This window comes from Ruegeria sp. SCP11 (assembly GCF_040329455.1).
Lineage (GTDB): Bacteria > Pseudomonadota > Alphaproteobacteria > Rhodobacterales > Rhodobacteraceae > Ruegeria > Ruegeria atlantica_E.
Genome location: NZ_JBDZYG010000024.1, coordinates 1 through 13,291 on the forward strand (window position 1 = coordinate 1; position 13,291 = coordinate 13,291).

The window sequence follows — 13,291 nt, forward strand, 5'->3', positions numbered from 1 at the left end:
CATGGGCGTCGACAAATACTGGTCCCCCGTCAACCGCGTCGACAACGCATACGGCGACCGAAACCTCGTCTGCACATGCCCCCCAATGGACGCATACCAAGACGCAGCTGAGTAAGCTCAGTTCAAGAACAGACAAAACCCCCGCTCAAAAGGCGGGGGTTTTTCTATTCGGCGGCCTCTTTCCGTTGGGCCGAGGCCAGAAGCGTGGCCAGTTCCGGGCGGCAGGACCCGCAATTGGTTCCGGCCTGTAACGCCTCGCCGATGGCGTCGACCGAGATCAGTCCCTGGGTCTCGATCGCTGTCAGGATCGTGTTCACGCCGACATCAAAGCAGGAACACAGAATTGGCCCCGGGTCCCGCATGTCTGCCGGGGCGCAGCCGGACAGCAGGCCCAGATTGGGCACCTGCGGCAGCGTCGCCAGATAGTCGCGCATCACCGCGACTGGTTGGGGCGAGACAAACAGCGCCGCAACCAGCCGTCCGTTTTGATGGCAGGCCAAACGGGCCACGCCGCGGGCCGGGTCTTCGACGGCAGTGATTTCGGCATCGGGCAATCCGAATAGGTCGCGGGCTGCGGTGTGCCAGTCTTCGACGGCGTCCAGCCCGGCCAGTTCGGCGCGATAACCGGTTTTCGTCAGGCTTTGGGCCCAGTAGTCGCAGCTTGGGTTCATCTCATGGCCAGAGACCGCGAATCCGTACCATGCGGCGTTGAACCGGGTAACATTCACAATTGACGCCTTGCTTTCGGGCTGACCCGAGACCGGGTCGGTCGCTGCCGCCACCATCGCGTCGATGCGGGCGGAGGGCGCGGTCTCTCCGGTCCAATGGATTGGGGCAAAGACCTGACCCTGGGTGACATCACCGTTGATCCGCGCGCGCAGGATGGCTTTGCCGTGTGGACTTGTCACCGCGACCAGATCTGCGGTGGAAACCTTTTGCGACCGCGCGTCATCCGGGTGAATGTCCAGAAACGGTTCGGGCAGGTGCGCCGACAGGCGGGGCGATAACCCGCTGCGGGTCATCGTGTGCCACTGGTCGCGCAGACGTCCGGTGTTCAACCAGAACGGATAGCGCGGACCGGTCTGCGCCGCCGGGGCGCGCCATTTGACTGGCAACAGCCGGGCCTTGCCGTCAGGGTGAAAGAACTGCCCATCTGCGAAGAATCGTCCGCCTTGACGCGTGGCGGCCACGGGCCAGCGTGTCGGTTCCAGCGCGGCGTAATCTGCGGCGTTCAGATCGGCGAGGCCCGAGATATCGAAATCCTTCCCAAACCGCGTGGCCACGCCAGACAGTGCCGCATGTTCGCGGAAAATCTCGCCAGGGCTTTGGTAGTCAAATGCCGAGGCCCAGCCCATCCGCCGCCCGACATCGCACAGGATGTCCCAGTCGGCGCGGGCCTGTCCGGGGGCGGGCAAAACCGCGCGCTGACGGCTGATGGTACGGTCGGAATTGGTGACGGTGCCGTCTTTCTCGGCCCAGGCCGCGGCGGGCAGCAGCACATCGGCCAGCCGCGCCGTGTCGGTCCGGTCGGTGATGTCCGAAACCACAGTGAAGGGGCAGTTGGCGATGGCGTCGCGCACCGCATCAGCCTCGGGCATCGATACGGCAGGGTTGGTATGAATCACCCACAGCGCCTTGATCCGCCCGTCACCGATGGCGCGGAACATGTCTACCGCTTTCAGGCCGGGGGCTTCGGGCATAGCGGGTGCCGACCAGAAATCGCGCACGGCGGCGCGGTGGTCGGCGTTTTCGATGTCCAGATGGCAGGCGAGCATGTTGGCGAGCCCACCAACCTCGCGCCCGCCCATGGCGTTGGGCTGGCCAGTGACCGACAGCGGTCCGCAGCCCGGATTGCCGACCCGTCCGGTGGCCAGATGGCAGTTGAGGATCGCGTTGACCTTGTCGCTGCCCGAGGTCGATTGGTTCACGCCCTGGCTGAAGATGGTCACCACCTTTTCGGTGCCGGTCCACATCTGGCAGAATTGGTCGATATCCTCCGGGTCCAGCCCGGTGACCGAGACGTCATCGGTTCGCGCGCTGTCCAGCGCCGCCTGAAAGCCGGTAGTATGAGTCAGGAAGTCCATATCCATCAGCCCAAGGGCGTCGATCCGGGTCAGCAGGTGGTTGAACAGCGCCACGTCGCTGCCCGCCGCCAGTGGCAGATGCAAATCGGCGCTGTCACACGATGCCGTGCGGCGCGGGTCGATCACCACGATCTTGGTGCCGCGCGCCTGCCGTGCCGCCATCAGGCGCTGATACAGAACCGGGTGACACCAGGCCAAATTGGACCCAACCAGCACCACCAGATCGGCCTCGTCGATATCCTCATAGGTGCCGGGGACGGTGTCTGTGCCGAAGGCGCGTTTGTGCCCCGCGACGGTTGAGGCCATGCAGAGCCGCGAATTGGTGTCGATATTGGCCGAGCCGATGAAGCCTTTCATCAGCTTGTTGGCGACATAGTAATCCTCGGTCAGCAACTGGCCCGAGACATAGAAGGCCACCGAATCCGGCCCGTGTTCCGCGATGGTATCGCGAAACCGGTCGGCGACCAGCTGCAGCGCATCGTCCCAGTCGTTTTCGACACCCGAGATGCGCGGGGCCAGCAGGCGGTGCGACAGGCCGATGGTTTCGGCCAGTGCGGAACCCTTTGAGCAGAGTCGCCCCTGATTGGCCGGATGGTCCGGGTCGCCGGTGACTGTCAGGCCTCCGGCACCGTCCGGCTGCAGCAGAACACCGCAGCCGACCCCGCAATAGGGGCAGGTCGAGCGCTTGGCGCAGGCGGTCAGGTCCTTCACGCGGCGCTCCTTTGCCCCAGCGAAGTGCTGTCGAGCAGGATGCGGTCCCCGTCCAGCTGCACCGGATAGGTGGCAATCTGCCCCTCATCCGCGCCTTGGGCCTGACCGGAGTTCAGGTCGAACACCCAATTGTGCAGCGGGCAGGTGACGGACTGGCCGTGCACGATGCCTTCGGACAGCGGCCCGCCCTTGTGCGGGCAGCGGTCCGAGGCGGCAAAGACCTCATTCTCGGCGGTGCGGAACAGGGCGATACAGCCGACAGGGGTTTTCACCACGCGCGCGCCGCGCAGGGGGATGTCGTCGATATGTCCGATGTCGATCCAGCTCATTCTGCGGCCTCCAGTGTCAGATCGGCCAAGGGCGCATAGCGCGGGGCCTCTTTGGCCTGCTCGGCCCATGGGTCTTTGCGGTAGATCGATTGGCTGAGCTCGAACCGTTCAACCAGCGCGCGGCGGTTGTCGAGGTCGTCCACCACGGTTTCTTTGATCCAGTCGAGGCCCACCTTCGCCATCCATTTATACAGACGGTCCAGATACTTGCCGCCTTCGCGATAGGCTTGGGTGACGGCCAACACGACCTCGATGGCTTCGTCCTCGGTCGGGACCTGCACCAGCAGTTCGGTTTCCTTGACGTCCATGCCCGCCGCGCCGCCGATGCTGATCTGGTAACCGCTATCGACGCAGACAACGCCGATATCTTTGCAGGTCGCCTCGGCACAGTTGCGCGGGCAGCCCGAGACCGCGAGCTTCAACTTGTGCGGAGTCCATGACCCCCACAGGATTTTCTCCAGCTTCACGCCAAGGCCCGTGCTGTCCTGCGTGCCGAACCGGCAGTGATCGGTGCCGACACAGGTTTTCACCGTGCGCAGGCCCTTGGAATAGGCGTGACCCGAGACCAGCCCGGCCTTGTTCAGATCAGACCAGATGTAAGGCAGGTCCGCGCCTTTCACCCCCAGCAGGTCGATACGCTGCCCGCCGGTGACTTTGACCGTGGGCACGTCGTATTTCTCGGCCGCGTCAGCAATGGCGCGCAGTTCGGTCGGGTTGGTGATGCCGCCCCACATGCGGGGCACAACGCTGAACGTGCCGTCCTTCTGGATGTTGGCGTGTTTGCGCTCGTTGACGAACCGGCTTTGCGGGTCGTCCTGATACTCCACCGGCCAGTCGGCCAGCAGGTAGAAATTCACCGCCGGGCGGCAGACATGACAGCCGTTGAGGGTTTTCCAACCCAGCTCCTGCCAGACGGCCTCCTGACTTTTCAGCTCCTGCGATTTGATCAGACGGCGGACGTCTTCATGGGTCAAGTCGCAGCAGCCACAGATGGGCTGCGCGGTGGGCATCTGGAAATCATCGCCCAGCGTGACCTGTAACAGTTGCTCGACCAGGCCAGTGCATGTCCCGCAGGACGCGCTGGCCTTTGTGGTTGCGCGGATCGCGCCCAGATCGGTCGCTCCACCTTCGATAGCAGAGGTAATGTCGGATTTGCACACGCCGTTGCAGCCACAGATTTCCGCCTCAGGCGGCAATGCTGCAACGGCTGAGAGAGGGTCCGCAGAGCCGCCCCCCTGATAGGCCGGGCCGAAGATCAGCGTCTCGCGCATTTCGGAGATGTCCTCGCCGTCGCGGATCAGGCCGAAGAACCAGTTGCTGTCGCCAGTGTCGCCATACATGACCGCGCCGACCAGCTTGTCACCTTCCAGAACCAGCCGTTTGTAGACGCCACGGGCCGGGTCGCGAAAGACGATGTCTTCGCGAGTGTCGCCCTCGGCAAAGTCGCCTGCACTGAACAGATCACAGCCGGTGACCTTCAGCTTGGTGGAAAGCGAGCGTTGCTTGAACGCGGCCTCCTCGCCCAGCAGGGTCTGCGCCAGCACCTTGGCTTGGTCGTAAAGCGGAGCGACAAGGCCGAACACTTCGCCCTGATGTTCGACACATTCCCCAACGGCAAAGATATCGGCATCCGAGGTAAGCATCTGATCGTCGACATGGATGCCGCGCCCGACGGCAAGGCCCGTCTCCTGCGCCAGTCCGGTGTTGGGTCGGATGCCCACCGCCATCACCAGCAAGTCGCAGGGCAGTTCCGTGCCATCGTCCAGCAGCAACGCGCGGGCCTTGCCATTCTCGCCCGCGATTTCACTCGATTTGGCGTTGAGCAGAACGGTGATGCCCTTCTCTTCCAGCGATTTCTTCAGCAGGTAGCCTGCGGCAGGGTCCAGCTGACGCTCCATCAGGTGGCCCATGATATGCACCACGGTCACATCGGCACCGCGCGCGGCCATGCCTGCTGCGGCCTCAAGGCCCAACAAGCCGCCGCCGATCACGACGACCTTGTTGCCCGCGCCCATCTCCATCATCTGCTGCGTGTCTTCCAGATCGCGATAGGCGATGACACCGTCCAGATCATGTCCCGGCATCGGGATCATGAAGGGATTGGAACCGGTGCCGAAAATCAGCTTGTCATAAGGAACGTGGCCGTTTTCGCCTTCGATCACTTTCAGGTCGCGGTCAATCTTGACCACCTTCTCGCCGAACCGGCAGGTGATGCCACGGTCGGCGTACCACGCGTCGTTATGGGTCACGATCTCTTCATAGGTCTGATCGCCGGCCAGAACCGGGCTGAGCATGATGCGGTTGTAGTTCCCGCGCGGCTCAGCATTGAACAGGGTAATGTCAAATGCATCTGGGGCGGCATCGGTCAGGTGTTCCAGCACCCGACCCGAGGCCATGCCTGCTCCGATGACCACTAGTTTCTGTTTCATGTCATTCACTCCGCGGCAATGGCTTTGGGGGAAGGGGTTTTCGGCTTGGGCTTTGCGCCGTGCTCGTATTCCTCGAGGAAATCCAACACCTCTTGCCGGTATTCGTAGTAATCGGGATGGGCCAGCAGCGCCTTGCGGGTGCGCGGGCGCGGCAGGTCGACATTGGTGATCTTGCCGATCGTGGCCTGCGGGCCGTTGGTCATCATCACCACGCGGTCGGCCAGCAGGATCGCTTCGTCGACATCATGGGTGACGCAGATCGTGGTCACCTTGGTCCGCGACCAGACCTCCATCAGAACCTCTTGCAGTTCCCACCGGGTGAGGCTGTCGAGCATCCCGAAGGGCTCATCCAGCAGCAGAAGTTTCGGACTGAGCGCAAAGGCGCGGGCGATGCCGACGCGCTGGCGCATGCCGTTCGACAGGTCTGCGGCGGATTTGTCCATCGCATCGGCCAGACCGACCCGTTCGAGGTAATATTCCACCACATCCTGTCGCTCGGCCTGGCTGGCGCGCGGGTAAACGCGGTCGACACCGACCGAGACGTTTTCCTTGGCGGTCAGCCACGGAAACAGCGAGGGCGATTGGAACACCACGGCGCGTTCAGGATCAGCGCCTTCGACATGGCGACCGTCCAGCTTGATCGCGCCTTTCGAGATGTCGTTCAGACCGGCGGCCATGGTCAGCACCGTGGACTTGCCGCAGCCCGAATGTCCGATCAGCGAGATAAACTCACCCCGGTTGAGCTTGAGATTGAAATCCTCGACCACAGTCAGCGGGCCTTTGGGCGTCGGGTAGACCTTGTGCAACTGGCTGAAGTCCAGATAACGCTCGTCGATCAGACCCGTCTGCGCCTCTTTCACCGCTGCAGGCACACCGTGTATTGGGGTGACGTCGGGCAGAGTCTTGGTGCCTTCGACTTTGGCCTCGATGCCCACATCCATCAGGTATTTGGTGACCTCACCACGCAGCGCCTTGAACGTCTCATCATGGTTCATGGCGGACCGATCGCGAGGGCGGGGGATCGAGACCTTGAATTCGGTCCCCAGCGTGCCATCGGGATTCAGCGGAATGATGCGGTCAGCAAGCAGGATCGCCTCGTCCACGTCGTTGGTGATCAGGACACAGGTCTTGCGGTTCTCTTCCCAGATCTTTTCGATCTCTTCCGCCAGGTTGCCGCGGGTCAGCGCGTCCAGCGCCGACAAGGGTTCATCCAGTAGCAGAACTTCGGGGTCCATCGCCAGGGCGCGGGCCACGTTCACCCGCTGCCGCATCCCGCCCGACAGTTCAGCGGGGCGACGGGTGGCGGCGTGGCTCAGGCCGACCATGCGGATGTAATGAGCAACCTTTTCCTCTTTCTCGGCCTTGGGCATTTTCGGAAAGACCGCATCGACGGCCAGACGCACATTGCCCGTCACCGTCAACCACGGCATCAGCGAGTAGTTCTGGAAGATCACCCCCCGTTCCGGCGCGGGGCCGGTGATGGCTTTGTCACGGAAGGTGACGCTGCCCTTGGTGGGGAACTCGATCCCCGCCATCAGATTGATCAGCGTGGTTTTGCCGGTGCCGGAAAAGCCCAGAAGAACCACAAACTCACCTTCTTTGACCGAAAGGTTGATGTCTTTCAGCACAGCCGTCGCGGCGGTGCCGGTGCCGAAGGATTTGCTGACGTTCTTGAATTCCATCACAGCCATGTCGATCACCGGTTGTTTGAGAAGGTGAACAGCGACTGCAGTGCATACATCACGCGATCCAGCAGGAAGCCGATGATGCCGATGGTGAAGACAGCCACCATGATCTTGGCCAGCGAGCTGGAGGAGCCGTTCTGGAACTCATCCCAGACGAATTTGCCCAGACCAGGGTTCTGCGCCAACATTTCAGCCGCGATCAGGACCATCCAGCCGACACCCAGCGACAGGCGCAGACCGGTGAAAATCAGCGGCAGGGCCGAGGGCAGCACCAGCTTTGTGATCTTGGTGTAGGTGTTCATTTTCAGAACTTTGGAGACGTTCACCAGATCCTTGTCGATTGACGCCACACCCAGCGAGGTGTTGATCAGCGTCGGCCACAGCGAACACAGCGTCACGGTGATGGCCGAGATCAGGAAGGACTTGGCGAACCAGCCGTCATTTGTGACGTAAACGGCCGAGACGATCATCGTCACAATCGGCAACCAGGCCAGTGGTGAGACCGGTTTGAAAATCTGGATCAGCGGGTTCAGTGCGGCATTTGCGGTGGGCGAAAGGCCCGCAGCGATGCCCAGCGGTACGGCGACGATGGTGGCGATCAGAAAGCCGAAGAACACCGTTTTGATTGAGGTCCAGATCTGGTTGTAATAGCTCGGCGCGCCGGTATAGGCGACCTCTTTTACTTTTTCGGGCTGGCCTGCGTCGATGAACTTCTGGTTCCGCTTTTCGACCATCGCCTCGAACTTGGCTTTCTTGGCGGCTTTGGCCTGTGCGTCCTGATGCAGGCTGACGGCCTCGGACCAGACCTGTGCCGGGCCGGGGACGGCGCCCAGCGAGGTCTGCACCTTGGGCGCCAGCGTGCCCCACAGCAACAAAAAGGCGCAGATGGCCAGCAGCGGCACGGCCAGCAGGCGCCAGATTTCACCCACCTGGGCGCGGGGGTTATCTCCTGCGGCGGCTTTCAGAACAGGGGTAATCCAGGACAGGCCCAGAACCTGAAACCATTTGTCGGCAGAGTTGATCCGGGTGAACAGGCGGGCCTTGCGAGCCTCGCGTTCAGCCTCATTCGATAGCGTATCGTGGTCGATGGCGGTCATCTTGTGGTCTCCTGGCCCGGATCCAAGCCCGGGCGGGGTGGGATTTTGTTGACATGGGAGAACCCGGCCACATGGGCCGGGGAGGGGGCCTTAGCCCTGAACTTCGGAGCCGATGACGACCTGCTCGCCTTTCAGGCCAATCGGCAGGCTTTGCAGATAGGCGTTGGGCTGACGGGCGTCATAAGGGATGCCGTCGATGATATCCTCGGCGGGCGTTGGGGCTTTGTAGCCGTCGCTGTCCCACGGGAAGTCGGCCTCATTCGCCAGACCTTCGTCCACCAGCATACGGGCGGCGTCCAGATAGATGTCAGGGCGATAGACCGACTTGGCGACTTCGTCATACCACGCGTCTGTCTGCGGCTCGGCGATCTGGCCCCAGCGGCGCATCTGAGTCAGGTACCAGATGGCGTCCGAATAGAACGGGTATGTCGCGTTATAGCGGAAGAACACGTTGAAATCGGGCACGTCGCGCTTGTCGCCTTTTTCGTATTCGAACGTCCCGGTCATCGAGTTCGCGATCACGTCGTAATCGGCGCCCACATATTCCGGCTGGCTCAGCATCTCGACCGCGGCGGGGCGGTTGGCGTTGTCATTCTCGTCCAGCCAGATCGCGGCGCGGATCAGGGCCTTGGTGACCGCGCGGGCTGTGTTCGGGTATTCCTCGGCGAACTCGGCGGTGATGCCGAAGACCTTTTCCGGGTTGTTCTTCCACAGCTCATAATCGGTGATGACGGGCACGCCGATTCCTTTGAACACGGCCTGCTGGTTCCACGGCTCACCCACGCAATAGCCGTAGATAGTGCCGGCCTCGAGCGTCGCGGGCATTTGCGGCGGTGGGGTTACCGACAGGAACACATCCGCGCCGATCTGACCGGTCACGTCTTCGGGGCTGTAATAGCCGGGATTCAGGCCACCGGCAGCCAGCCAGTAACGCAGTTCGTAATTGTGGGTCGAGACCGGGAAGACCATCCCCATGTTGAACGGCTTGCCTTCGGATTTGTACTTTTCAACCACCGGGGCCAGCGCCTCGGCTGAGATCGGGTGCTGCGGGCGACCGTCATCCATCACCGGGATATTCGGCTTCATCTCTTCCCAGATCTCGTTCGACACGGTTATGCCATTGCCGTTCAGGTCCATCGAGAAGGGGGTGACGATGTGCGCCTCGGTGCCATAACCAATTGTCGCGGCCAGAGGCTGACCGGCCAGCATATGAGCGCCGTCCAACTGCCCGTCGATCACGCCATCCAGCAGAACCTTCCAGTTGGCCTGAGCTTCCAGCGTGACGAACAGGCCTTCGTCCAGGAAGTAGCCATTCTCATAAGCCACGGCCAACGGGGCCATGTCGGTCAGTTTGATAAAGCCGAAAGTCAGTTCATCTTTTTCCAGTTCCAGCGTCTCGGCCATTGCCGGGCTGGTCAGGGCGGTTGTGGCGACAAGGCCTGCAAGGAATTTCTTCATGTGGGTCTGTCCCTTTTTTGGTTCCGGACGATCCGGAAAGGTGAAAAACAAAAAGCCGCTGCACGCTCTGACCGGGAGGAGGAGGCCAGAGAGTGAGCGGCTTTGCTCAGTCGGTCCCAAACTTTGGGATTAATTCTATCGACACACGCCATTGCGTGCCGTTGAAGTCAGATTCGAAGAAGTTTGGTCAGCGTTCAAGCGTTTTTGCTGCGATGCGGCATGATTTTCTGCAATTGCGCTGTATACAGCAGGGTGGTGCCTAATTTTTAGGCGTCAATTATCTTGGGGGTCAAAAATGCGCCCATCCAGAAATGCATCCCGTTTCAGCGACAACTGCCCATTATGTGAGGCAACCGGGGTGGTTTCCCGAATCGCGCCTTCGAGTTTTTCCGACGCGCCGGGTAGGTCGGCACCCAGCCCGGCCATCTGGTCGCGATAGATATCACTGCGGAATACGCTGCCTGCCTGCGCCAGCGCCATGTGCGGGTCCAGATTATACCGCTCAGCCAGCCGATGGGCGATCCATTTGGCCTGGCTGCGCCAAGGAAAGTTCGCGGCGCCGTCATGGAATTCGAGGAATCCCGGCACCTGACGCTGTTCAGCCTGACCTGAGATGGTAAACCGACCCGACAGAGCGCGGTCGATCAGTTCCGAAGGCAGGTCCAGATAGGTTTTGCGCGCCAGTATCTCGGCAGCAGCAGTTTGACTGCCGGGTTGGCCCAGCCAGCGCCCGGCGCGCCAGACGGCCCGCATCAGCTTGCCCAGCAGGTGCGGCTCGGTGTCGGCCCATTCAGTACGCACAGCGAGCACTTTTTCCGGCGCAAAGGCCCAAATCGCCTGGCCGGGCAACAGCAGCGCACCGGCCCCGGATTCCACCGCGACCGAGCCCCAAGGCTCACCCACGCAGAACGCGTCCACGTCGCCCTCGGCCAGTGCCTGAGCCATTAGTGGGGGCGGGATCGTACGTACTTCGATGCCGATACGCGAGAGGTCAGTGGCCTCAAGCCAGCACTGCAACAGCTCCATATGCAGGGAAAACGGGAAGGGGACGCCAAACACCAGCGGCCGGTCGGCAACGGCGGTTAGCGCTTTGGCGGCCAGAAACGGATCGCGGAAGTCGAACTCGTAGCCGGTCTCCCGCAGGCGGGTTTCCAGCGCATGACAGATGCCGATCACGTCGCCATTCACCGATAGTACGGAAACGGCAGACAAGGGTTGTGTGACACCGCCCAGCCCCAAAGCCATCGCCACCGGCACCGGGGCCAACAGGTGCGCGGCGTCCACACGCCCAAAGGCCAGCATGTCGCGCACAGATGACCAAGAGGGCGCAGCGATCAGGTCCAATTCAACCCCTTCGGCGCGGGCCAAGCCCATCTCATGCGCCACGATCAAAGGGGCGGCATCGACCAAAGGCACATAGGCGACAGGCAGAGTGACTGCGTTCATGATAGCAACCCCGAGGCCGTCACCAGCGCCTCGGCCACATCGGCGACGCGGCGGCCCTGATCCATGGCGGCCTTGCGCAGCAGGGCATAGGCCTCTTCTTCCTCGACACCGCGCGCCTTCATCAGCAGGCCCTTGGCGCGATCGATCACCTTGCGTTCCTCGAGTGCCCGCTTAGTCTCGGCCAGTTCCCGGCGCATTTGGCGGACGATCTGGAACCGGGCAATGGCGGCATCCAGCACCGGTTTCAGCCGGTCGGGCTGCATGCCATCGACAACATAAGCCGAAAGACCTGCCTCAATAGCGGTAGAGGCCAAATCCCCCGCCGCGCCCGAGACGAACATCGCAACCGGGCGCTCCAACGGACCCGAGGCCAGCGTCAGTTCCTCCAGCATGTCGCGGGTCGGGTTATCGATATCGATCAGCACCACGTCCGGCTCCAGCGCGGCGATCTTGCGGGCGAGGCTTGAGGCATTGCCGATCACATGGACATCGTAGGACCCTGACGCTTTCAAAGCGTCAACGATGGCGATCGCGCGCTCTCGGTTTTCTTCAACTACGACAATGGTCAGGGTGTCAGGCATGGCACCTTTTCACCGCCTCATTTTCCAAGCTCAAGAGATTGGGCCTTAATCTATCCGGGTTCGAAGGGTTGTGCTTAAAAAATAGTCAAACGCGATGTGTAAGGTGTCAGGAATCCGTGAATCTTTCGCCTATCGGAAACTTGTGACCGCGAATGGTGCGGCTTGAGATGTCGTTTTTCGGAATCAAAGCGTCTTTTCTGCTTGCTGATGCTGCAAGCGCACCATAGCTCTGTCCGTGGGACACCCCTCCCCAACGAGGGGCGTGTATCTGGAAGGGTAATACACATGACTATCAAACAACCGGCGACGCGGCCGGCGAACCCGCGTTTTTCCTCGGGCCCCTGCGCCAAACCCCCCACATTTGATTTGAGCAAACTGGCCGATGCTGCGCTGGGCCGGTCGCACCGCGCCGCCGTTGGCAAGGACAAGCTGAAAGCGGCCATCGAAGGCACGCGGGAAGTGCTGGGCATTCCTGCGGACTACAAGATCGGCATCGTTCCCGCCTCGGATACAGGCGCGGTCGAAATGGCGTTATGGTCGCTGCTGGGTGAGCGCAAGGTGGAGATGCTGGCCTGGGAAAGCTTTGGCTCGGGCTGGGTCACCGACGTGGTTAAGCAGTTGAAGATCGATGCCGAGGTGAAAACGGCGGATTATGGTCAGATCGTTGATCTGGCATCCGTCGACTTCGCCAATGACGTTGTATTCACATGGAACGGCACCACCTCAGGCGTGCGGGTTCCCAATGGCGACTGGATCGCCGATGATCGTCAGGGTCTGACGATCTGTGACGCAACAAGCGCCGCTTTTGCGATGGACCTGCCCTGGGACAAGCTGGACGTGACCACCTTCAGCTGGCAGAAAGTGCTGGGCGGTGAGGCCGCGCACGGGATGCTGATCCTTTCCCCCCGCGCTGTGGAACGGCTGGAAAGCTACACCCCCGCATGGCCACTGCCGAAGATTTTCCGCCTGACCAAAGGCGGCAAGCTGATCGATGGCATCTTTACCGGCGCCACCATCAACACGCCCTCGATGCTGGCGGTTGAGGACTACCTGTTCGCGCTGAACTGGGCACGCTCGGTTGGCGGGTTGCAAGGGCTGATCGCCCGCGCAGACGCTAATGCTGGCGCGGTGCACGCTTTTTGCGCGCAGAATGACTGGATTGCCAATCTGGCTGACGATGCAGCGACGCAATCGAATACCTCGGTTTGCCTGAAGTTCACCGATGCGCGCATTCAGGATGGTGCCGCTTTCGCCAAAGCGGTGGCCAAACGGTTGGAGGCCGAAAATATCGCGCTGGATATCGGTGCCTACCGGGACGCGCCCGCGGGCTTGCGCATCTGGTGCGGTGGTACGGTCGAAACCTCGGATATCGAGGCGATGCTGCCGTGGCTGGCCTGGGCCTTTGAGGCCGAGATCGCGGCGCAAACCGAAGCCGCCTAAGCGTTTCCAAATATCACCGGGCCGCAACAGG

General features: G+C 61.8%; 9 protein-coding genes. 1 reads left to right on the plus strand and 8 read right to left on the minus strand.

The features are described 5' to 3' along the window. Nucleotides 1-164: 164 nt before the first annotated feature. The 8 genes from ABLN94_RS23355 to ABLN94_RS23390 form a co-directional block, all read right to left on the minus strand. On the minus strand, nucleotides 165-2,795 hold the full coding sequence (locus ABLN94_RS23355) for a molybdopterin-dependent oxidoreductase (RefSeq protein ID WP_352996938.1): 2,631 nt from the start codon (nucleotides 2,793-2,795) through the stop codon (nucleotides 165-167). Then, nucleotides 2,792-3,124, minus strand: coding sequence for a nitrite reductase small subunit NirD (gene nirD, locus ABLN94_RS23360; protein ID WP_170328020.1), 333 nt, complete (start codon nucleotides 3,122-3,124; stop codon nucleotides 2,792-2,794). Before nirD ends, ABLN94_RS23355 begins: the two co-directional genes overlap by 4 nt. Next, nucleotides 3,121-5,553: a nitrite reductase large subunit NirB gene (gene nirB / locus ABLN94_RS23365; protein ID WP_352996940.1), complete on the minus strand. Its 2,433-nt coding sequence runs from the start codon at nucleotides 5,551-5,553 to the stop codon at nucleotides 3,121-3,123. The genes nirD and nirB overlap by 4 nt, the downstream gene beginning before the upstream one ends. 5 nt (nucleotides 5,554-5,558) lie before the next feature. Then, entirely contained in the window at nucleotides 5,559-7,244 is a 1,686-nt protein-coding gene (locus ABLN94_RS23370; protein ID WP_352996942.1) for an ABC transporter ATP-binding protein, read from the minus strand. A gap of 5 nt (nucleotides 7,245-7,249) precedes the next feature. Continuing rightward, nucleotides 7,250-8,335 carry an ABC transporter permease gene (locus tag ABLN94_RS23375; protein WP_352996944.1) on the minus strand — a complete coding sequence of 362 codons (1,086 nt, stop codon included), beginning with the start codon at nucleotides 8,333-8,335 and terminating at the stop codon, nucleotides 7,250-7,252. Nucleotides 8,336-8,425: 90 nt separating this feature from the next. After that, the gene (locus ABLN94_RS23380; RefSeq protein WP_352996946.1) at nucleotides 8,426-9,793 is read right to left on the minus strand and encodes a CmpA/NrtA family ABC transporter substrate-binding protein; all 1,368 of its coding nucleotides are present in this window, start codon (nucleotides 9,791-9,793) and stop codon (nucleotides 8,426-8,428) included. A gap of 273 nt (nucleotides 9,794-10,066) precedes the next feature. Beyond that, complete coding sequence (locus ABLN94_RS23385) at nucleotides 10,067-11,239, minus strand: ABC transporter substrate-binding protein (RefSeq protein ID WP_352996948.1); 1,173 nt, start codon at nucleotides 11,237-11,239, stop codon at nucleotides 10,067-10,069. After that, entirely contained in the window at nucleotides 11,236-11,820 is a 585-nt protein-coding gene (locus ABLN94_RS23390) for an ANTAR domain-containing response regulator (protein ID WP_352996949.1), read from the minus strand. Before ABLN94_RS23390 ends, ABLN94_RS23385 begins: the two co-directional genes overlap by 4 nt. Nucleotides 11,821-12,105: 285 nt before the next feature. On the opposite strand from ABLN94_RS23390, the gene ABLN94_RS23395 reads away from it, so the two are divergent. Further along, nucleotides 12,106-13,260, plus strand: coding sequence for a phosphoserine transaminase (locus ABLN94_RS23395; protein WP_352996951.1), 1,155 nt, complete (start codon nucleotides 12,106-12,108; stop codon nucleotides 13,258-13,260). The last annotated feature ends 31 nt before the right edge of the window (nucleotides 13,261-13,291 follow it).